Raw genomic sequence first — 21440 nt, 5'->3', positions numbered from 1 at the left:
CCAAATTACAAGCCTAACCAAACCTTTAAACCTTGGAACCTATTAAATCATTTCAGTTCTGTTTTGACATTAGTTTTGAAAAAAATCTGAATACCTATATTCCTACAGCCTATATTGTTGAGAATACGAGCGAAATAAAATATCTCAACAAAAAAGCTACAAAAGTTGTATTGGATAGTTTCGGAATTGATTTTGAAAATTTAGATTCAAATACTAAAAAAATCCTGACAGCCTGCGAATCCTTAAAACCTGAATTCATTTTCAAGAAGTTCGGTGCCAAAATCAAATCAGCGAAAACAATAGCTGATCTGCAAAAAGATTCTAAAATTGAGTTTGCAATCCGTCAGTATTTAAAATTTAATTTAAGTTCCTTTTACGATTTAATCGTGAAGGAACAATTTCCTTTATCACTTAATATGAGCGCTGAAAAAGATTTTTACCGTTCGCGAGTTACAGTTGAACCACTTGAATTTGAACCTCAGATACAATTTGACAAACATTTAGAAGGAATTACTTATACCCTTTCGTTAAAAGAAAATAAAACTACTTTTTCACCCATGAATAGTAGTATTGATATTCTTTTGGATGAACCGGGGTGGTTAATTATTGATAAAAAATTAGGGCAGCTAAAAGAACTGAATGCTAAAAAACTGACTCCGTTTTTAAAGAAAAAATCAATTGAAATTCCATCAAAATTGGTGGATGATTATTTTAAAGGATTTATACCCGAAATAGCTAAAAAAATTGATATTGAAGCTACTGGTTTTGAAATGGAACTTCGTGACCAAATAATTTCGAGTACAATTCAGCCTGTTTATGATTTCTTTAAAAATTCTTATTACCTCAACCTTTATTTCGATTATAACGGTTATGTATTTGACGCCGGTAAAACTAAAAAAACACATTCTTTTGTGGATTTCAGTATTGCTAACGAACCCAAAATAATTCAGTTTAAAAGGAGTGCCGTAGAAATTTTATACACAAAAAAATTACTTGAAATTGGTTTAGTAAAAGTCAAAAACGAATTGTTTGGACTTGAAACAGAAGCGAATGATCCTTATATCAATATTCAATTGATTATTGACAACAAGGAAAAGCTTGAAAGTTTAGGCTTTACAATCCAAAACCTGAAACTTGAAAGCAAAGAAATCATTACAGAAAGTAATACGATTTCGATTGCAAAAGAAACAAAAGCCGATTGGTTTGATATTAAAATCATCGTTACTATTGGCAATTATAAAATCAATTTCAGCGAAATTATTCCGAATATAAAAAGCAAGGAAAGACTTTTTATGTTACCTGACGGAAATTACTTTTTAATTCCGCTGGAATGGTTCAGCAAATATGGTTCTTTGGCAAAACTGGCAAAAACAGAAAACGGAGCATTACTTTTACGTAAAAGTAATTTCACCGCTTTGGACGGAATTTCAGAAATTGATAATAATGTAATTACTCATGCTGAATATACTCCCTCAGATTTACTAAAAACAACTTTAAGACCGTATCAAATTGAGGGTGTAAAATGGCTTTTGGGACATTTCAATTCTAATCTGGGTGCTTGTCTCGCGGATGACATGGGACTTGGAAAGACATTACAGACTTTAGCTGTTTTGGTTTCTGTACAGGAGCAATTAGGCTTTACAACCAAAACGACCAATTTTGATTTGTTTGCAAATGAAACGACTGTTGAAAGAGAGCCTCTAAAAGCTTTGATAGTGCTGCCTTCCTCTTTGGTTTTTAACTGGTTTAATGAGACTGGAAAGTTTACGCCACACTTTTCAAAAATGCAATATGTGGGTAATGACAGAAAATTACTCGCAGGCAGATTAGATTCAACTGATTTGATTTTTACCAGTTACAGCATCGTTCACCGGGATATTTCCATTTTAGAAAAGTATAATTTCCGCTATCTGATTTTAGATGAAAGTCAGTATATTAAAAACAAAAATTCTAAAATTTTTAAAGCCATCAATAAAATCAGTACAGGTCATAAAATTGCGCTGAGTGGTACGCCAATCGAAAATTCGCTTGACGATTTATGGTCGCAGATGCAGTTTATCAATCCGGATATTCTGGGCAGTTATGCTTTTTTTGTGGGAAATTTCAAAAATCCGATTGAGAAAAAGCAGAATGAAGAAGTTTTAACCGAATTAAAAAACCTCATCCAGCCTTATATTTTGCGACGAACCAAAGAACAGGTTTTAAAAGATTTACCGGAATTGACAGAGCAGATTTATTATTGCGACATGGATCCGGAACAGGAAAAATTATATGAAAAAGAAAAATCTAAAGCTCGTAATTTCCTCCTTAAAACCGATGGTTCAAGCCCAGATAAAATCAGTATTATCAATACTTTGATGAAACTGCGACAATTGAGTAATCATCCGAAAATGGTCGATGCAGATTCCGAAATTGATTCCGGAAAATATATTGCTGTTACCAATTATCTTGAAAATTTAGTTAAAGTAAAACAAAAAGTAATCATTTTCAGTTCGTTTGTTACCAACCTGAACTTTTATACCGATTGGTGCAAACAAAACAAAATCGAGTTTTGTGAAATTACAGGAGAAACCCCAGCCGGCAAACGAGAACAACAGGTAAAATTGTTTCAGGAAAACGAAAATCCGTTGTTGTTTTTTATTTCGTTGAAAGCAGGTGGCGTTGGTCTGAATATCACAAAAGCTTCTTATGTTTTATTTTTAGATCCGTGGTGGAATCCTTTCGCAGAAAAGCAAGGAGTTGCACGAGCACACCGAATTGGGCAGTTGAATAAAGTAAATGTAATTCGTTTTATCTCGAAAAATACAGTTGAAGAAAAAATAGTGAAACTTCAGGAAAATAAAAAGCTATTGTCTGATTCTCTTTTGGAAGAAAGTTATATCAATGACGAACTTGAAGGCAACTTAGCCTATATTTTGGGATCTTAATGATGAAATCCAATACAAAAGCGTCTTTTTCGTTCTATAAAATTGTTATATTTACAATCTTACAAACGTAATCTGATGTTAAAATTTTCATATACAAGCTTTATTTTTCTTTTTATTTTCAGTTTGGCGAAAGCCCAGGAAAAAGAAATTAATCCGCCATACAATATAAAAACAGTTTCATTTGTACAAAATGGCAGCAATGTAGTCCCAATATTTGAATTAGGTTCCACATTTGAACTTCAATTTGATGATTTATACGGCAACGAAGCCAATTATTATTTCGAAATTGTACATTGTGACTACAACTGGAAGCCTTCAGAAATCCCTAAAACAGATTATATTCGGGGTTTTGACAATCAAAGAATTATGGATTATTCGAATTCTTTCAATACGCTCCAGAATTACTCGCATTATAAGTTACCTTTTCCAAATCAGTTTGCTACTCAGCTAAGAATTTCAGGTAATTATATGGTCAAAATCCTAAATGAAGACAGAGAGCTTATTTTCTCCAGAAAGTTCATTTTATACGAAAATAAATCTACTGTAGCAGCTCAGGTTAAACGAACCCGAAATTTAAACAACATTGAATACAAACAAAATCTTGATATTGCCATTACTTCAAATGACATTGCTTTTCAGACACCATTACAAAACGTAAAAATACTTTTAATGCAGAATGGTGATTTTAATACGAGTATTAAAAATATTCCCCCACAATATACACTTGGTAATCAATTGGTTTATAAATACGACAGTGAAACACAATTTTGGGGCGGAAATGAATTTTTATACTTTGAGAATAAAGATATTAGAGCTGCAAATAACAATGTAGCGAAAGTAAATTCAAGCAGTGATATTTACAGTTCATTTTTATACACAAGCCCAGCAAGAGGCAATCAGATTTATACGGTATATCAGGATGTCAATGGAAATTTTGTAGTCAAAAATATTAACGGATCCAATCAGGAAATTGAAGCTGATTACGCCTGGGTCTATTTTAGCCTTTCAGCTCCTGCATTCAGGTTAAACAAAGACATTTATATTACCGGAATGTTCAATAATTACAGTTTGTCGCCAGAATACAAAATGGATTATAATGCAGATAAAGGTATTTATGAAAAAGCCGTAATGATTAAACAGGGTTTTACAAATTTTCAATACACAGTTGCTGACAAAAATGGTGTTATTGATTATGAAAATGCCATCGACGGAAACTTTTATCAAACTGAAAACGAATACACTATTTTAGTCTATTACCGTGAAAATACAGACCGTTACGAAAGAGTTATCGGAAAAGGAAACGCCAACTCATTGAACATTATTAACTAAACATTCTAAAAAAGGATTTCAATCGAATCATTTTTTTTCGTAAGTTTGCACATATAACACACACATATATACTACGTTAGTTATGGTTTCTCAGATAACAAGAGGCATAAAAATATCTGTTTTGACTAGTTTTGAAGGTACTTACTTCAAGAACTACAAGATTCATTTTGCTTTTAGTTATGTGGTCACAATCGAAAACCACAGTAAGGATTCAGTTCAATTAACATCCCGCCACTGGGAAATTTTCGACTCCCTAAATGACTTAGAAGTAGTTGATGGAGAAGGTGTTATTGGAAAAAAACCTGTTTTAAAACCAGGCGAAAATCATACTTACAGTTCAGGTTGTTTATTATCATCACCTTATGGTTCGATGAAAGGTCATTTTAATATGATTAATTTTACTACAACCAAAATATTTAAAGTTATAGTTCCTACGTTTAGGATGTGTGCTCCATTTGCTTTGAATTAAATTAGTTTTTAATTTCTATTACTTCTCCTTTTGCAAGAGCATACACTTTGTCATTTTCTTCGGGAATCAGATAAAAATTACCTGTAAATTCTCCAAAAGCCGGAAAAATCATTTGATTCGTTTTTCTGAAAAAACAAGACAAGCTTAAGAATTGCTTTCCTAATCCTTTTAGTTTAATTCCCGGATGAATGTGTCCGCAAAAATTGAAGAGATTTTCTCTTTCTGTTGGATGATGTGTTAATAAAAAATCATCAATTATGAGTTCTGAATAAATTTCTATATGTAAATCTATATAATTTTTTTTCGAAATGATATCGTGATTACCTTCCACCAAAATAATCTGCTTTTTTATCCTTTTAGTCCAGTCTGAAAACAAATTCCATTCTTTATTCATTTTACTATGAAATAAATCCCCTAAGAAAATTATAGTTTCAGCATCAAATAATTCTAAAATATTGTTTAACCGATTAAAATTCTCCGGAATCGCTTTCTCCGGAATCGCCATTCCGTGTTTTCTGAAATGCGATACTTTGCCTAAATGCAAATCTGATATTAAAAGTATTTTTTTTTCTTCCCAGAAAGCCGCACCGCAAGGATGTAAAATAAAACTTTGCTTATTGATTGTAATTTTCATATTATTATTTCATATAACTCGCTGTCATCTTTTTGATTCTTTCCGCCAATGTTTCGCTTGATAATTTTTCCCTCAAACGATCAGTAATGATTGGAAAACTGAATGGTGTAGGTTTTTTGCATTGTTTCCAGACAATAGTCTGTTGATTTACCCTTTCTAAAGCCTGAATCAAACGACCTTCTTCCAAATGATGTTCAAATGTTTCTGTATAAGCCTGCTGGAGTAATAAATTATCCGGCTCATAATCTCTGAAAACTTCAAAAAGCAATTGCGAGCCACTCTGCAAATGTTTTGTTTTAACAGGTCTTCCGGGCATTCCGGTAAAAACTAGTCCTGCAATTACGGCAATATCCCTGAATTTTCTGCGAGCCATTTCTGTTAAATTAAGGCTCTTCTGCAAATCATGATGCACATATTCGGTAGAAAACAAATTGTTATCAAAAACCGACTGCATGTCAATTTCCTGATCGGAGAGCAATTCAAACCCGTAATCATTATAAGCCAAAGAAAAAGTAATTGGAGATAATAAACTAATGCGATAGGATAAAATACTGGCTAAAGCTTCATGCACAAACCGACCTTCGAAAAGATAAAAAACAGCATGAAAACCTTCTCTGGTTTTAAAGGTTTCAATTAAGAATTCATCATCGCCAGGGACAATACTTTCCTTTCGCTGCCTTGCAAAGATAGGCTGCAAAGCTTTTAATTCCGGGGTCAGATTCTCGCTATTAGCAGCGTATAATTCTTCCCGAAGCAATTCGCTCATCTGGACAGATAATGCCATGCGCCCTCCCATCCAGCTCACAGTTCTTGACTCTTTTTTGGGATCAGCCTTTCGAACCAAAACCTGCATATTTTTTACACGAAATAATTCCAAACGTTTTCCTGCAAAGGTAAAAACATCTCCCGGCTGTAGTTTTGAGGCAAACCATTCTTCAATATTTCCAATATAACCTCCGCTTAAAAATTTCACATTTAATGAAGCATCACCAACGATGGTTCCTATCTGCATTCGGTGATGCAGTGCAATCAATCGACTGTTAATTTTAAAACGTCCGTCTTCTTCAATTTCTACTTTTTTGAATTCCTCATACGCTTGTAAACTTTGACTTCCGTTGGTAATAAAGTTCAGAATCCAGTTCCAGTTTTCTTTTGTAATATTTTGATAACAGAATGTTTGTCGGACTTCTTCAAAAATTTCATCCGGAAAAAATCCGTCAGAAACAGCTAACGTATTCAGATATTGTACCAAAACATCCCAACTGTTCAAATAAGGAATACGGTCTTCGACAATCGTTTTGGCAACCGCTTTTTTCAGTGCTGAAGCTTCAATTAGTTCAATGGCATGTGTAGCAAGAAAATAAATTACACTTTCTTTTCCGGGTTGATGGCCACTTCGTCCTGCTCTTTGCAGAAAACGGGCAACACCTTTTGGTCCACCCACCTGAATGATGGTTTCAACAGGAGCAAAATCTACTCCTAAGTCTAAACTAGAAGTACAGACTACAACTTTTAATTCTTCATTTCTAATCGCATTTTCAACCCACAAACGGGTTTCCCTGCTTATGCTTCCGTGATGCATGGCCATATCTCCGGCAAACTCCGGATATTTCTCCAATATTGCCTGAAACCACATTTCGCAGGCAGATCGTACATTAGTAAAAATTAAAGTAGTTTTGCTTTTCCGCACTATTTTCGCAACCTCATCAATTAGATGCAATCCCATGTGACCACGCCACGGATAACTATCCATTTTGTCGGGTAATATCGAAATTAATTTTATTTTTTTGTTGATATTGGCTTTAATCAAAACCGAATTATTATAAGCTTCTGAATTTACACCTAACAATACCTGTTGCGCCAGTTCAAGATTTCCGATGGTGGCTGAAATTCCCCAAATACGCATTTTTGGTGCAATCGTTTTTAATCGGGATAAAGCGAGTTCCATTTGAACACCCCTTTTTGTACCTAATAATTCGTGCCATTCATCGACCACAATGGCGGAGCAATTGGCAAAAGTTTTAGCAAATTCTTTTGAAGCCAATAATAATTGTAGACTTTCAGGAGTGGTAACCAGCAAGTCAGGCATTTTTTTACTTTGCTTGGTTCTTTCGCTTTGCGAAGTATCTCCGGAACGGATTCCAACTGTCATTTGTGTATCCAAATCATTAAGAATTCTTTCGGCAGCTTGTTTTATTTCTACTGAAAGAGCGCGTAACGGTGTTATCCAAATCGCCTTTAATCCTGGTTTATGTTTCGTTTTATAATTCGGGTTTTTCTTCATGTAATCGAGAAGGATCGGAAACCATAAGGCGTAGGTTTTTCCGCTTCCTGTTGGCGCGTTTAATAACCCGTTTTTGCCTTGCAGAAAAGCTGTCCACGTTTGGGTTTGGAATGGAAATGCTTTCCAGCCCTGATCTTGAAACCAGTTTTCTGCAATGGTATAAAGTTCGTCTCTGTTCATTTTTATGATTTTGACTTCTAAGAAATCATACTTTTTAAATCTTCAATTGAATTGGCTTCCTCAATTTTCTTATCCTGTCGCCACCGCAAAATTCTTGGAAAACGGGTTGCAATCCCACTTTTATGTCTTTTGGAAAGTGCGATTCCTTCGAAACCAATTTCGAAAACCAATTGGGGCGTTACACTTCGAACCGGACCAAATCGTTCCAACGTATTTTTTTTGATAAAGTCATCTACTTTTCTGAATTCCGCATCCGTTAAACCGGAATAAGCTTTGGCGAAGGTTACTAATTCTCTTTCTCCGTTATCGTTAATCTGCCAAAGTGCGAAAGTATAGTCTGTAAATAAATTAGATCTTCTTCCGTGACCGCGCATCGCATACGTTAAAACGGCATCAATCACCAACGGTTCTATTTTCCATTTCCACCAATCACCTTTTTTTCTTCCCACCTGATAGGGCGAGTCGTTTCGTTTTAACATCAAACCTTCGCTTTTCATTTCGCGGGCACGCATTCTTTCGTTTGTAACATCTTGCCAGGAATAGAGCAACACCCTTTCTGATAATTGAAAAGAAGCCGTTTTATCTTTAATTGAATTGTATAATTGTTCTAATAATAATCTTCTTTCGGAATACGGTAAATTTCGAATATCCTGACCTTCCCATTCTAAAATATCATAGGCTTTTAATATTACAGGCACTTTTTCAAGTAAACTAACTGATATTGTTTTACGTCCAATTCTGGCTTGCAAATCATTAAAAGTCCCAATTTCTTTTTCGGGAAAAGCTAAAATTTCCGCATCAATAACGGTACCATCCGGAATAATTCCGACGAAAGACCGAAACTCAGGGTATTTATCGGTAACAAGCTCCTCGCCTCTTGACCAGACATAAATTTCATTGTCCCTAATAATCGTTTGCGAGCGAATTCCGTCCCATTTATGTTCAATTGACCAGTCTTCAGGATTTCCTAAATTATCGACTTCGCCTTCAATTGGATAAGCTAAATAAAACGGATATGGTTTTGACAAATAATCACTGCTTTTTTCATCCAGAATCAATTCCTGAAACGTAATTTTATTCGGATCCCAATTTCCCATTAATTTATAAGCCAAAGCATCTTCATCTACATTTTCTGCTTTAGATAAAGCTCTGGTCATTAATTTTTGGCTTACGCCGATTCTTAAACTTCCGGTAATTAATTTGGTAAAAACAAAGCGTTCGTAATAATTGAGTGCTAACCAATTTTCGTGCAAATATTCTTTTTTCTCAATATCTGATTTCTTTTTTAACGCAATAATTTCCTGAAGATATTCGGTTAAACTTTTATCAGAATGTTCTTTGGTTGTTGGAATGATTAAAGCGATAGTTTCCGCCAAATCCCCAACAATATGATAACTTTCCTCAAAAAGCCATAGCGGAATATTCGCCAATTCATTTGCCCAAATCCGCAGTAAAGTGGTATTAACCGGTCTTGGCGGACGACGATGTGACAAAATCGCAATCGTCCATACTTTATCTTCTGGCGATGCATTTTTAAAATACGTCGTCAGAGCATCGACTTTTACGTTGGTTTTATTAGAACTGTCGAGTGTCTTAATGAGTTGGGCGAAATTTTTCATCTACAGTTCCTTATTTTCAGAAATATCCGAAGTTTCATTTTGTTCAAATACAACTTCCTTATTGTCTTTTTCCATTTCTGCTGCTTCACCTTCGTACTGTGTTTTTTCAGTTCTGGCATCGTAACCTAATTCCCTTAAATATTTGGAGAAAATATCGGTATAACCATGCGTGCAGATTATTTTTTCTGCTCCGGTGGCTTTGATGCTGTCCAAAAGCGAATACCAATCGCAATGATCGCTTAACACAAAACCTTTGTCAATGGCACGTCTTCTTCTGGCTCCGCGAAAAGCCATCCAGCCGCTTGCTGCACCGGTTACAAAAGGCGTCATTTTTCTGATCCAGATACTTCCGTGGGCACTTGGCGGAGCGAGAACAATATTTCCTGCGAATTCTTCTTTTTTAGTTTCGCGTTTTACTAAAGTTGTTGGCGGAAAATCCACCATCGGACGTAAAACATTCGTCATATTTTCGATAGCACCATGCGTGTATATTTTACCGATATCGGTATCTAAATATTTCAAAAGTCGTTGTGCTTTCCCTAGAGAATATCCAAAGAGAATGGAGGTTTTTCCCTCTGCTTTATTTTCTGCCCACCAATTATTGATTTCCGTAATGACTTCTGCCTGTGGCGTCCAATTGAAAGCTGGTAATCCAAAAGTACATTCCGTGGTGAAAGTGTGGCATTTTACCACTTCGTACGGAACTGATATTCCATCGTGTTCGGTTTTGTAATCGCCAGTAAAAACCCAGACTTCGCCTTTGTGTTCAACGCGAATTTGAGAGCTTCCTATAATATGTCCAGCTGGATGTAATGAGAATTTCACATTATTAATCACAAAGGTTTCTCCCCACTCTTTTCCGGTCACATTTATTTCTCCCAAACGATGCCGAATTATCGGAACATTTGTATGATGTGTAATATAATTTTGATGTCCCCAACGGGAGTGATCTGCGTGACCGTGCGTAATAATAGCATTTTTTACCGGCCGCCAGGGATCAAGATATACATCAGCCTGTTGGCAGTAAATTCCTTTATCGTTAAAAGCCAGAAGCGGAATTTTCATAGTCCTGTAAATTGAAGTCACTCAAATTTAAACTTTTATACAAACATGCGTTTTATAGCTTGACGTGATTAGTTTATTAAATTACAACATTTTAGTATTGTATTGTGATATAATCAAAATAACCTTTGTACTTTTGCCTAAAATTAAACAATTCGTAATTTTAAAATATCTCATCCCATGTTAAAAGGATTTTTTAATGTACCTAAAGCGGTCAATGAGCCCGTAAAAGGATACGCACCCAACTCTCCGGAAAGAGCAGCTGTTCAGGCAGCTTACACTACAATGTGGAATTCTCAAATTGATGTTCCTTTACATATTGGAAGCGAAGAAATCAGAACCGGAAATACAAAAAATATAACAGTTCCTCATGATCACCAGCACGTTGTTGGAAAATATCATCTGGCTGAAAAACAACATATCGAAAAAGCGATTGCCAATGCTCTTGAATCAAGAGCAGCGTGGGCAAATATGGCGTGGGAACAGCGTGCTGCTATTTTCTTAAAAGCGGCAGAATTAATCGCAGGACCTTACAGAGCACGTATTAACGCAGCAACCATGATTGGCCAGTCTAAAAATATTCATCAGGCAGAAATTGATGCTTCTTGTGAATTGATCGACTTTTTACGTTACAATGTAGAATTCATGACGCAGATTTACGGAGATCAGCCAAAATCTGACTCTACAACCTGGAATCGTTTAGAATACCGACCTCTTGAAGGTTTTGTTTACGCTATTACTCCTTTTAATTTTACGGCTATTGCTGCCAATCTTCCTGCAAGTGCCGCGATGATGGGTAACGTTGTAGTTTGGAAACCAAGTGATAGTCAGGTATTTTCTACAAAAATTATTTTGGATGTTTTCAAAGAAGCGGGAGTTCCTGATGGCGTTATCAACGTTGTTTTTGGTGATGCTTTAATGATTACCGATACTGTTTTGGCAAGCCGAGATTTCGCTGGAATTCACTTTACAGGATCAACCCATGTATTTAAAGATATCTGGGCTAAAATTGGCGCCAACATCCACAACTATAAAACATACCCAAGAATTGTTGGTGAAACTGGTGGTAAAGATTTTATTATTGCACATCCAAGTGCTAATGTAAAACAAGTAGTAACCGGAATCACTCGTGGAGCTTTTGAATTTCAGGGGCAAAAATGTTCCGCAGCTTCCAGGGTTTATATACCGCAAAGTTTATGGCCAGCTGTAAAAGAGCAATTAATTACGGATGTAAAATCTATGAAAATCGGTTCTCCGGAAGATTTTGGAAACTTCATTACAGCAGTTATTCACGAAGGTTCTTTTGACAAATTGGCCAGTTATATAGATCAGGCTAAAAAAGACGCTGATGCTGAAATTATTGTTGGAGGAAATTACGACAAATCTGTAGGTTACTTTATTGAACCAACGGTTATTGTAACGACAAATCCAAAATATACTACGATGGAAACCGAATTATTCGGACCAGTTGTAACGCTTTACATTTACGAAGATGCAAAATGGGAAGAAACTTTAGAATTGGTTGATACTTCTTCTGAGTATGCTTTAACAGGAGCTGTTTTCAGTCAGGATCGCTATGCTATTGAAGTGGCTACTGTGAAATTGCAAAATTCAGCAGGTAACTTCTATATCAACGACAAACCAACAGGTGCAGTCGTTGGAATGCAGCCTTTTGGCGGAGCAAGAGCTTCAGGAACAAACGACAAAGCAGGTTCAGCATTGAACTTATTGCGTTGGGCCTCTCCAAGAACGATCAAGGAAACTTTTGTAACTCCTGAGGATTACAGATATCCATTTTTGGGATAATCTTTTGTTTCAAGTTTCAGGTTTCAAGTTTGAAACTTTGTCTATATAAAAAATCCGTATCTAAATTAGATTCGGATTTTTTATAGGTTTCAAAACTTGAAACCTGAAACTTTTAAACTTGAAACCTTTTTAAGCCTGAAACTTCAATGGTAAATGAACCACTTTTTTAGTTTCGAAAAACTCATCCTCAAAAATACCAGCTAAATCATATAAGGTTGCTTTTGGAAAATCTTTCAATTCCTCAGTCAAATCACCTCCTTTTAAATATAGGATTCCATTTTTTAAAGTGTGTTTGTGCTGCTTTTTGATTTTATCATGAATCCAGGAAACAAAATCCGGCATATTGGTTACGGCACGGCTTACTATGAAATCGAAATCACCTTTTACCAATTCAGCACGTTTTTGTTCTGCTTTTACGTTCTTTAATTCCAAAGCATCTACAACGCCCTGAACTACCTTTATTTTTTTGGCAATCACATCAATTAAATAAAAACGGGTTTCCGGAAAAAGAATGGCAAGTGGAATTCCGGGAAAACCTCCTCCGGTTCCAACATCCAAAACGGTTGCTCCGGGTTCGAATTTCATGATTTTTGCAATTCCAAGAGAATGCAAAATATGTTTGGTATATAAGGCATCAATATCTTTTCTTGAAATAACATTGATTTTTTCATTCCAGTCGTGATATAAAAAGTCTAATTTTTGAAACTGTTCGATTTGAATGTCGGTCAAATCCGGAAAATATTTCAATATCTCATCCATTGCTCTAAATTTTTAACAAAAGTACTACTTTACGATTGAAATATTTAACTCAATTTTGCAAATTGAAAATTTATAATAATTACCTTTGACAACTATTTAAAATTAATATGAATAATACCGCACCGACATTTTCAAAGCAGGATAATCTGAAGTTTTTCAGAACGCTTAACTCACGGGTAAACAATTACTTCAAGGAGAACAATATCCAAAAAACCGGAAACTGGAAGTTGCACTTAAAGGCGATTATTCTTTTCTCCATCTTCCTTACACCTTATTTTTTAATTTTAGCACTGGATACCATGCCTTTCTGGGCACAATTATTATTGAATATTTTGATGGGAATAGGAATGGCCGGAATCGGTATGAACGTAATGCATGATGGTAATCATGGTTCTTACTCATCAAAATCATGGATCAATAAAATTATGGGCGGCAGTATATACGTTTTGGCGGGAAATGTTTACAACTGGCAAGTGCAGCACAATGTTTTGCATCATACTTATACAAATATTCATGGTCATGATGAAGATCTGGATGCAGGAAGAATTATCCGTTTTACACAAAATGCCGAGTGGCATCGTTTTCATAAATTCCAGCATTATTATTCTTTTTTCTTATATGGTTTGCTGACTTTCAATTGGGCTTTAACAACCGATTTTAAGCAGATGAAAAATTATCTGAAAAGAAAATTATCATACGGAACTCCTCAAAGTCCAACTAAATTATGGACGGTTTTGGTGATCACAAAAATAATTTACGTTTTAATCTGGATGGTATTGCCAATGGCTTTGGGCGTAGAATGGTGGAAAGTTGTTATCGGATTTTTTGTAATGCATTATACTGCCGGATTAATTTTAAGTATCGTTTTTCAATTGGCACATGTTGTAGAAGAAACGACAAATCCTGTTCCGAATGAAGAAGGGGAAATCGAAAATACCTGGGCAATTCACCAATTATATACTACCGCTAATTTTGCACCAAAAAACAAAATTGTAAACTGGTTTACCGGTGGATTAAATCATCAGATTGAGCATCATATTTTTCCAAATATCAGTCACATCCATTACGGAAAAATTGCTGAAATTGTAAAACAAACAGCCCGAGAATGCAATTTGCCTTACCATGAATTCAGAACGATGAGGGGCGCCGTTTGGGCACATTACAAACACTTAAAAGATCTTGGGAGAAAACCCGAATTAGCATAATCAAAAATCTATTAATAATTAACCTCTCTTAAATACACAGCAAATTAAGAGCAATTAAATTTTTTATAATGAACCATATTCTTTCAGACAGAATTAACAACTTAGCTACTTCGCAAACTTTAGCGATGGCCGCATTAGCTCGCGAGCTAAAAGCACAAGGAAAAGATATTATCAGTTTAAGTTTGGGGGAACCTGACTTTAACACCCCTGATTTCATTAAGGAAGCGGTTAAAAAAGCAGTAGACGAAAACTATAGCACTTATTCTCCGGTAGAAGGATATTTAGAATTAAGAGAAGCCATTTCCAGAAAATTCACAAGAGATAACGGATTAGATTACAAACCTTCTCAAATCGTAGTTTCTACAGGAGCAAAACAATCTTTATACAACATCGCACAAGTAATGCTTAACAATGGTGACGAGGTTATTTTACCTGCACCATACTGGGTTTCGTATTTTGAAATCGTAAAACTTTCAGGAGGAGTTCCTGTAGAAGTTCCAACTTCTGTTGACACTGATTTCAAAATTACACCTGCTCAATTAGAATCTGCCATTACACCAAAAACAAAAATGATGTGGTTCTCTTCTCCATGTAATCCTTCTGGTTCCGTTTACAGCAGAGAAGAATTAACAGCTTTGGCTAAAGTTCTGGAAAAGCACCCAAACATATATGTTGTTGCTGACGAAATTTACGAGCACATCAATTTTTCAGGAACTTTCTGCAGCATTGGCTCAATCCCTGGAATGTTAGAAAAAACAATCACTGTAAACGGAGTTGCAAAAGCATTCGCTATGACAGGATACAGAATTGGTTATATAGGAGCACCGGAATTTATCGCAAAAGCATGTACAAAAATTCAGGGCCAGGTAACTTCCGGAGCAAATTCAGTGGCACAACGTGCTACTATTACAGCTGTAGATGCTGATCCAAGCGTATTAAACCATATGGTTCAGGCATTCCACACTCGTAGAGATTTAGTAGTTGGATTATTAAAAGAAATTCCAGGAGTAAAAATCAACGTTCCGGAAGGAGCATTTTACGTATTCCCAGACGTTTCTTCTTTCTTCGGAAAAACATTAAAAGGAACTGAGATTAAAGATGCAAACGACGTTTCGATGTACCTTTTAGCAGAAGCAAACGTTGCAACAGTAACCGGAGACGCATTCGGAAATCCAAATTGTATTCGTTTCTCTTACGCTACCAGCGACGATATTTTAAAAGAAGCATTACGCAGAATCAAAGAAGCTTTGGCTGCATAACGACATAATCGTTTTATTAAAACGGCTTAAGGTTTAAAGTTTCATCACTTTATACTTTGAGCTGTTTTTTTTTGGCGTGCCCCAAAGGCCGGGCTATTCGCTAAATCTTTTATGGCGAACACCGCCATAAAAGGATATCGCTTCTATCCCTCACGCAAAAAAGAACATCAGAAATATCATTTTTTTCGAGGAAGAGTCTGCTATCATCTGCATGAACTGTTTTTATAGTTTCAAAATTTCCATTCCATAATAATATAAAATAACAGCGTAATCCTGTAAAAAAGAAAATGTTATAAATTCCATCTTTGTAATATATAAATTTTAAATCATATTTATCATGATACATACAGATGAAACTACAAGAGAAGCAGTTAAAACTTTAGAAGGATTAATTTCAATTTTGGAAGATGGAAAACTGGGCTATACTAATGCAGCTGAACATGTAGAAAATTCGGCAATGAAAACTGATTTTCTGGAGTATGCCCGTGAAAGAGCCTTATTTATTGTCGAATTACAAGACGAAATCAATAAATTAGGTAAATCAACAGATACTTCTGGCGGAGGCCCGCTTGGAGCCTTACACCGTACCTGGATTGATATCAAATCATCTTTTACAGGGGGTGACACCGAAGCAATAATCAACGCATGTGTCACTGGTGAAGAAGCAGCCATCGAAAAATACAAAATGGCACTTGAAGAAAACCATTTAGAACACAATCAGGTTTCTGTTGTTTCAAAACAATTGAACAGTATTCAAAATACTTTGACATTAATTAAAACGAAATCCAATTAATCGATCGATCGATTCATGCTTTTTTTTGAGAAACTGCCTTGTCTTCGGATTGGGCAGTTTTTTGTTTATTTTTAAGACCATCCTCAAATTGAAAATAGGTATATTTTTTTTATACTTTTGACTTCAATCAAAAAATCAATCATACATGAGATATATTTTTTTTACTTTAATAATTTTTCTTTTATTAACCAACTGTGTAAAAAAGGAATTAAAAAATATTAATATTAAATTCTCATCAGAAGAAGCTTTTGATTCCGGCTATTTAAAAAGAAATGAAAGTAAAACTGCAGAATTAATTACATCTAAAAAAACAAAAAAGGGAATTGAAATCATAATTGAAAAATATGAAACAGGAGGCCTAAAATATTATGGAGATGCAAAAGTAATTAATGACACTTTATTTCTTTACTATTGGATTAATACAGATCCAATGGATATATCAGCAGTATTAATCCCAAAAAGATTTAAATACGAAATTAGAAATGTATCCTATAAACAAATACAATTTGAAAACTTAGGAAATAAATTCAAAAGCAAGGCAGAATAAAATATCAACTCTTTCTATATTAAGTTAACAATTTCAAAAAAACACCTTTAACATTAGCAATCTCAAATAATTTATAAGACCTTTGCACACTTTTTTTCGTGAATACCACAAAAGCTAAAGTTTTAGAAATGAAGAAGAAAATAGAAATATTAGCTCCGGCCAGAGATTTAATTGGCGGAATGGCAGCTATAAACAGCGGTGCAGATGCAGTATATATTGGAGCGCCACAATTTGGAGCACGTTCTAATGCCAACAACTCAATCGAAGATGTTGCGGCCTTAGTAAAATATGCACACTTATTTAACGCTCAGGTTTTTGTGGTAATGAATACCATTTTGTACGACAACGAATTAGAAACTTGTCGCTCGATGATTTGGGAATTATACGATATTGGTGTCGATGCCCTGATTATTCAGGATATGGCGATTATGGAAATGGACTTACCTCCTATCGTACTTCACGCAAGCACGCAAGCCAATAACCGTGACGCAGACAAAATCAAATTCCTTAAAGATGCCGGAATTAAACGTGTGGTTTTAGCACGCGAATTAAACCTGCATCAAATTAAAACAATATACGACCACGCTGATGTTGAATTAGAGTTTTTCGTAACCGGGGCTTTATGTGTATCCTTCAGTGGAAACTGTTATATGAGTGTGGCAAACGGAGAGCGTAGCGCCAACCGTGGTTCCTGCGCTCAAAACTGTCGTTTACCTTATAACTTAATTGACGGAAACGGAGAAACTTTAATCAAAAACAGTCACTTGCTTTCGATTAAAGATTTAGATGTTTCAGATCAGATTCCGAATTTGATTGAAGCCGGAATCGTTTCTTTTAAAATCGAAGGCCGATTAAAAGACGTTGCTTACGTTAAAAACAACGTATCTTATTTACGCCAAAAATTAGACAGCTATTTAGAAGGAAGCGATAAATACACCAAAGCTTCTTCCGGAAAATGCACGTATACTTTCGATTCTACTTTAAACAGAACTTTCAATCGTGGTTATACCGATTATTTCGTAAATGAAAGACACAGCTCAATTGGTTCCTGGGAAAGTCCAAAATCAAAAGGGCAATATATTGGTAAATTAATCCGAACTGTCGGAAACGCTTACGAAATCGAAAATGGTGAATTGCTAAACAATGGTGACGGACTTTGTTTCATCAACGAGAACAACGAAGCGGACGGAATTTATGTAAACAAAGCAGAGAACGGAAAAGTATATCCAAACGTTCTAAAAGAAATTGAAGACGGGACTTTTATTTACCGTAACAACGATATTGCTTTCATCAAAATTGTTGAAAGAGAAGACAGCGCCATCCGTAAAATCGGAACTACTTTATTGCTTACTGAAAATGAAAACGGTTTTGAATTAATTGCAACCGACGAAGATGGAAATGTAAGTACCGTAAAATTAGAGCACGCAAAAGAGCAGACTAAAACCGGTGAATCAATCGAAGAAAACATTAAAACTCAATTGGCAAAAACGGGTTTTACACCTTACAGCGCCGATGAAATCAATGTAATGTTCACTCAAAACTGGTTCCTTCCTATTTCAAAAATCAACGAAATGCGAAGAAATGTTTTCGATCAGTTATCAGAAATTCGTCTGGCAAATTACGTTCGCGAAGAACACCAACTGGTAAAAACGTCACATCCGTATCCGGAAACCAAACTGGATTTTATGTACAACGTTTCAAACAAAACCGCTCGTAAATTCTACGAACGCCACGGTGTTACCGAAATTGAAAAAGCATTCGAATTACAATGGGATCCTGGAAAATCCCGTGTAATGACCACAAAATATTGCATCAAATACGAATTAAAAAAATGTCCGATACACCAAAAAGATATTGTAGGTGTTAAGGTAAAAGAGCCATTAGTTTTAAAACAGGGCGAGTTAGAATATAAACTAAAATTCAACTGCAAGCCCTGCGAAATGGAAATCTGGGAAAAAGATGCTGAATTTGAGATTGAAGAAGACCATTTTCATTAATATACAAACCGATACTTTTTAAAAGAAGTATCGGTTTTTTATTTTGGACGTGTCCCTTCGGGTCGGGCTTTCCGCTACAATCTTTTGTTCCATTTCATTACACAAAAGGATTTCCACTACAATCCCTCACGCAAACGGGTTTACAAGAACTTTTACGTTTATAATTTCATTTCGTACTACCCACAATCTTGTCATTTCGAGGAACGAGAAATCTTCACTTGGAACTCTACAAAGATTGGCGACATTCTGTACGGAGCTACTTGCGGAGATTTCTCGTTCCTCGAAATGACAAACGTATGGTTACTTTATCTAAAACTTAAATTCACAGTTAAATTAAATCCGCCAAATCTGTAAAATCTGCGAGAAAACTCTCCCCGTAACTTTCTTCTAATTTAAAAGCAAAAACTTAACGAACTTTGCGGTTAAAAACATTTTTCGCTACTTTTACTACTCCAACAATACACTACTCCAAAATGAAAATATTACTCCTCGGTTCAGGCGAATTAGGTAAAGAATTTGTCATTGCCGCGCAACGAATCGGACAAACTATAATCGCTGTTGACAGCTACGAAAATGCCCCGGCAATGCAGCTTGCACACGGTTTTGAAGTCATCAATATGCTTGACGGCGAAGCTCTTGACCAAATTGTAGCCAAACATAAACCCGATTTTATAGTTCCAGAAATAGAAGCTATTCGTACCGAACGTTTTTATGATTACGAAAAGCAAGGCATTACCGTTGTTCCTTCGGCGAAAGCGGCCAACTTTACCATGAACCGTAAAGCAATCCGTGATTTGGCAGCTAAAGAATTAGGCTTAAAAACCGCTAAATATCAATACGCAACTTCTGCCGAAGAACTGCAAAAAGCTGTTCAGGAAGTTGGAATTCCGTGTGTGGTAAAACCTTTAATGTCTTCATCTGGAAAAGGACAATCGACTATAAAATCTCAGGAAGATATTTTAAAAGCATGGGAATATGCCGTTGCTGGTTCACGTGGCGATGTAATTGAAGTTATTGTAGAAGCTTTTGTAGATTTCCATTCTGAAATTACCCTTTTAACGATTACTCAAAATAATAATCCAACTCTATTCTGTTCGCCAATTGGCCACAGACAGGAAAGAGGAGATTATCAGGAAAGCTGGCAGCCTGCTCAGGTTTCAGAAAAAGATTTGTATGAAGCGCAGGATATGGCCGAAAAAATTACAGAAGCCCTTGGCGGAGCCGGACTTTTTGGTGTTGAATTTTTTCTGACGAATGAAGGCGTTTATTTCTCGGAACTTTCTCCTCGCCCGCATGACACGGGAATGGTAACTTTAGCAGGAACACAAAATTTCAACGAATTCGAATTGCATTTACGAGCCATTTTAAGTCTTCCAATTTTCGAAATCACTTTAGAAAAAGCCGGAGCAAGCGCTGTAATTTTAGCATCCGAAGATTCTACTAATCCAACTTTTAGCGGAATCGAAAAAGTAGCAGCTTTACCGAAAACCGATTTCAGAATTTTCGGAAAACCAACTTCAAGACCTTATCGAAGAATGGGTGTAGTTTTAAGTCACGATACACTTTCAACTCCAATAAACGAAGTAACAGAACGTGCCAAAGAAACAGCAAAATTAATAACTGTAAATTCTTAACTATGAAAAATATATTATTGGCGACATTCCTTTTCATTGGAATTGCTGTTCAGGCTCAAAGTAAAAAGAAATTTGACAAACCAACCATTGTAGAAGCTTCCTGCGGTGAATGTCAATTTGGAATGAAAGGCAAAAGCTGTGATTTAGCAGTTCGCATTGACGGAAAAAGCTATTTTGTGGATGGAACAACGATTCACGATCACGGAGATGCGCATTCAGAAAAAGGTTTTTGCAATGCGATCAGCAAAGCTGCTGTTACCGGAGAAATAGTGGGTGACAGATTTAAAGCAACTTCATTTAAGCTAATAGAAGATAAAAAATAATGGCATTGATTCTTGAAAATATTGCCAAACATGTTTCACTGACTCAGGAAGAACAGGAACTTTTTTTATCTAAATTAGAAACGAACACTTACAAAGCCAAAACGATTTTACTGAACGCCGGAGAAGTCTGCAAACATTCGTATTTTGTCAATTCGGGAATTTTAAGAAGCTTCAATATCAACGATAATATTGTAGAACATGTGCTTTCCTTTGCTTGCGAAGGCTGGTGGATGAGTGATATGTATAGTTATTTTTCGCAAAAACCGGGACAGCTTTTTATTGAAGTTCTGGAAGAGGCAGAAGTGGTTTCTTTGTCCAAAGAAAATCAGGAGCAATTGTATCTTGAAATTCCGAAACTGGAACGTTTTTTTAGAATTTTAATTGAAAATTCGTTAGTTGCCAATCAACAGCGATTAATGGATAATTTGAGTTTACCTGCCGAAGAGCGTTTTGAGAAATTTTGTTCGAAATATGGAACATTGGTTCATAAAGTGCCTCAAAAACAAATTGCTTCCTTTATTGGGGTTACGCCTGAGTTTTTCAGTAAAATGAAAGCAAGGCTTTTAAAAAAGTAAGCGCTATATTATTGATAAAATATATTTCAGGGCTTTTA

The 21440-nt window shown here is 35.6% G+C and carries 17 protein-coding genes; 12 read left to right on the top strand and 5 right to left on the bottom strand.

Features of this window, described 5'->3' with window-relative positions:
* Nucleotides 1-32: 32 nt before the first annotated feature.
* The 3 genes from BXU10_RS11025 (at nt 33) to apaG (ending at nt 4725) form a co-directional block, all read left to right on the top strand.
* Entirely contained in the window at nt 33-2927 is a 2895-nt protein-coding gene (locus BXU10_RS11025) for a DEAD/DEAH box helicase (protein WP_078227378.1), read from the top strand.
* A gap of 75 nt (nt 2928-3002) precedes the next feature.
* On the top strand, nt 3003-4256 hold the full coding sequence (locus BXU10_RS11020) for a DUF5103 domain-containing protein (RefSeq protein ID WP_078227377.1): 1254 nt from the start codon (nt 3003-3005) through the stop codon (nt 4254-4256).
* An 82-nt stretch (nt 4257-4338) separates the two neighbouring features.
* Complete coding sequence (gene apaG / locus BXU10_RS11015; RefSeq protein WP_031454545.1) at nt 4339-4725, top strand: Co2+/Mg2+ efflux protein ApaG; 387 nt, start codon at nt 4339-4341, stop codon at nt 4723-4725.
* Nucleotide 4726: 1 nt separating this feature from the next.
* Here apaG and pdeM read toward each other — a convergent pair whose 3' ends face one another.
* The 4 genes from pdeM to BXU10_RS10995 are packed head-to-tail and all read right to left on the bottom strand — an operon-like array spanning nt 4727 to nt 10507.
* Nucleotides 4727-5359 carry a ligase-associated DNA damage response endonuclease PdeM gene (gene pdeM, locus BXU10_RS11010; RefSeq protein ID WP_078227376.1) on the bottom strand — a complete coding sequence of 211 codons (633 nt, stop codon included), beginning with the start codon at nt 5357-5359 and terminating at the stop codon, nt 4727-4729.
* A gap of 4 nt (nt 5360-5363) precedes the next feature.
* Nucleotides 5364-7823 carry a ligase-associated DNA damage response DEXH box helicase gene (locus tag BXU10_RS11005; protein WP_078227375.1) on the bottom strand — a complete coding sequence of 820 codons (2460 nt, stop codon included), beginning with the start codon at nt 7821-7823 and terminating at the stop codon, nt 5364-5366.
* Between the two features lie 17 nt (nt 7824-7840).
* A complete protein-coding gene (locus BXU10_RS11000; protein ID WP_078227374.1) occupies nt 7841-9442 on the bottom strand; it encodes an ATP-dependent DNA ligase in 1602 nt (533 codons plus the stop codon).
* Nucleotides 9443-10507: a ligase-associated DNA damage response exonuclease gene (locus BXU10_RS10995; RefSeq protein ID WP_078227373.1), complete on the bottom strand. Its 1065-nt coding sequence runs from the start codon at nt 10505-10507 to the stop codon at nt 9443-9445.
* Between the two features lie 177 nt (nt 10508-10684).
* On the opposite strand from BXU10_RS10995, the gene pruA reads away from it, so the two are divergent.
* Nucleotides 10685-12310, top strand: a complete 1626-nt coding sequence (gene pruA / locus BXU10_RS10990; RefSeq protein ID WP_078227372.1) for an L-glutamate gamma-semialdehyde dehydrogenase — start codon at nt 10685-10687, stop codon at nt 12308-12310.
* Between the two features lie 129 nt (nt 12311-12439).
* On the opposite strand, the gene rsmG is transcribed toward pruA, so the two are convergent.
* Nucleotides 12440-13069: a 16S rRNA (guanine(527)-N(7))-methyltransferase RsmG gene (gene rsmG, locus BXU10_RS10985; RefSeq protein ID WP_078227371.1), complete on the bottom strand. Its 630-nt coding sequence runs from the start codon at nt 13067-13069 to the stop codon at nt 12440-12442.
* 107 nt (nt 13070-13176) lie between these two features.
* On the opposite strand from rsmG, the gene BXU10_RS10980 reads away from it, so the two are divergent.
* The 8 genes from BXU10_RS10980 (at nt 13177) to BXU10_RS10940 (ending at nt 21402) form a co-directional block, all read left to right on the top strand.
* The gene (locus BXU10_RS10980; RefSeq protein WP_078227370.1) at nt 13177-14274 is read left to right on the top strand and encodes an acyl-CoA desaturase; all 1098 of its coding nucleotides are present in this window, start codon (nt 13177-13179) and stop codon (nt 14272-14274) included.
* A gap of 68 nt (nt 14275-14342) precedes the next feature.
* Nucleotides 14343-15533, top strand: coding sequence for a pyridoxal phosphate-dependent aminotransferase (locus BXU10_RS10975; RefSeq protein WP_078227369.1), 1191 nt, complete (start codon nt 14343-14345; stop codon nt 15531-15533).
* A 337-nt stretch (nt 15534-15870) separates the two neighbouring features.
* Nucleotides 15871-16326 carry a PA2169 family four-helix-bundle protein gene (locus BXU10_RS10965; protein ID WP_078227367.1) on the top strand — a complete coding sequence of 152 codons (456 nt, stop codon included), beginning with the start codon at nt 15871-15873 and terminating at the stop codon, nt 16324-16326.
* A gap of 145 nt (nt 16327-16471) precedes the next feature.
* Nucleotides 16472-16873 carry a hypothetical protein gene (locus tag BXU10_RS10960; RefSeq protein ID WP_078227366.1) on the top strand — a complete coding sequence of 134 codons (402 nt, stop codon included), beginning with the start codon at nt 16472-16474 and terminating at the stop codon, nt 16871-16873.
* A 128-nt stretch (nt 16874-17001) separates the two neighbouring features.
* Nucleotides 17002-18870, top strand: coding sequence for a U32 family peptidase (locus BXU10_RS10955; protein WP_078227971.1), 1869 nt, complete (start codon nt 17002-17004; stop codon nt 18868-18870).
* A gap of 473 nt (nt 18871-19343) precedes the next feature.
* Complete coding sequence (gene purT, locus BXU10_RS10950; RefSeq protein ID WP_078227365.1) at nt 19344-20504, top strand: formate-dependent phosphoribosylglycinamide formyltransferase; 1161 nt, start codon at nt 19344-19346, stop codon at nt 20502-20504.
* Between the two features lie 2 nt (nt 20505-20506).
* Nucleotides 20507-20827, top strand: a complete 321-nt coding sequence (locus tag BXU10_RS10945) for a DUF6370 family protein (protein WP_078227364.1) — start codon at nt 20507-20509, stop codon at nt 20825-20827.
* Nucleotides 20827-21402, top strand: coding sequence for a Crp/Fnr family transcriptional regulator (locus tag BXU10_RS10940; RefSeq protein WP_078227363.1), 576 nt, complete (start codon nt 20827-20829; stop codon nt 21400-21402). Before BXU10_RS10945 ends, BXU10_RS10940 begins: the two co-directional genes overlap by 1 nt.
* Nucleotides 21403-21440: the final 38 nt, after the last annotated feature.

Source organism: Flavobacterium sp. LM4 (assembly GCF_002017935.1).
GTDB classification, from domain to species: Bacteria; Bacteroidota; Bacteroidia; order Flavobacteriales; family Flavobacteriaceae; genus Flavobacterium; species Flavobacterium chungangense.
This window is presented reverse-complemented; position numbering and strand designations above follow the sequence as displayed.

Coding starts and splice junctions, on each gene's coding strand:
- BXU10_RS11020 (WP_078227377.1), top strand. CDS start 3,003: ATGTTAAAATTTTCATATACAAGCTTTATTTTTCTTTTTATTTTCAGT.
- apaG (WP_031454545.1), top strand. CDS start 4,339: ATGGTTTCTCAGATAACAAGAGGCATAAAAATATCTGTTTTGACTAGT.
- pdeM (WP_078227376.1), bottom strand. CDS start 5,359: ATGAAAATTACAATCAATAAGCAAAGTTTTATTTTACATCCTTGCGGT.
- BXU10_RS11005 (WP_078227375.1), bottom strand. CDS start 7,823: ATGAACAGAGACGAACTTTATACCATTGCAGAAAACTGGTTTCAAGAT.
- BXU10_RS11000 (WP_078227374.1), bottom strand. CDS start 9,442: ATGAAAAATTTCGCCCAACTCATTAAGACACTCGACAGTTCTAATAAA.
- BXU10_RS10995 (WP_078227373.1), bottom strand. CDS start 10,507: ATGAAAATTCCGCTTCTGGCTTTTAACGATAAAGGAATTTACTGCCAA.
- pruA (WP_078227372.1), top strand. CDS start 10,685: ATGTTAAAAGGATTTTTTAATGTACCTAAAGCGGTCAATGAGCCCGTA.
- rsmG (WP_078227371.1), bottom strand. CDS start 13,069: ATGGATGAGATATTGAAATATTTTCCGGATTTGACCGACATTCAAATC.
- BXU10_RS10980 (WP_078227370.1), top strand. CDS start 13,177: ATGAATAATACCGCACCGACATTTTCAAAGCAGGATAATCTGAAGTTT.
- BXU10_RS10975 (WP_078227369.1), top strand. CDS start 14,343: ATGAACCATATTCTTTCAGACAGAATTAACAACTTAGCTACTTCGCAA.
- BXU10_RS10965 (WP_078227367.1), top strand. CDS start 15,871: ATGATACATACAGATGAAACTACAAGAGAAGCAGTTAAAACTTTAGAA.
- BXU10_RS10960 (WP_078227366.1), top strand. CDS start 16,472: ATGAGATATATTTTTTTTACTTTAATAATTTTTCTTTTATTAACCAAC.
- BXU10_RS10955 (WP_078227971.1), top strand. CDS start 17,002: ATGAAGAAGAAAATAGAAATATTAGCTCCGGCCAGAGATTTAATTGGC.
- purT (WP_078227365.1), top strand. CDS start 19,344: ATGAAAATATTACTCCTCGGTTCAGGCGAATTAGGTAAAGAATTTGTC.
- BXU10_RS10945 (WP_078227364.1), top strand. CDS start 20,507: ATGAAAAATATATTATTGGCGACATTCCTTTTCATTGGAATTGCTGTT.
- BXU10_RS10940 (WP_078227363.1), top strand. CDS start 20,827: ATGGCATTGATTCTTGAAAATATTGCCAAACATGTTTCACTGACTCAG.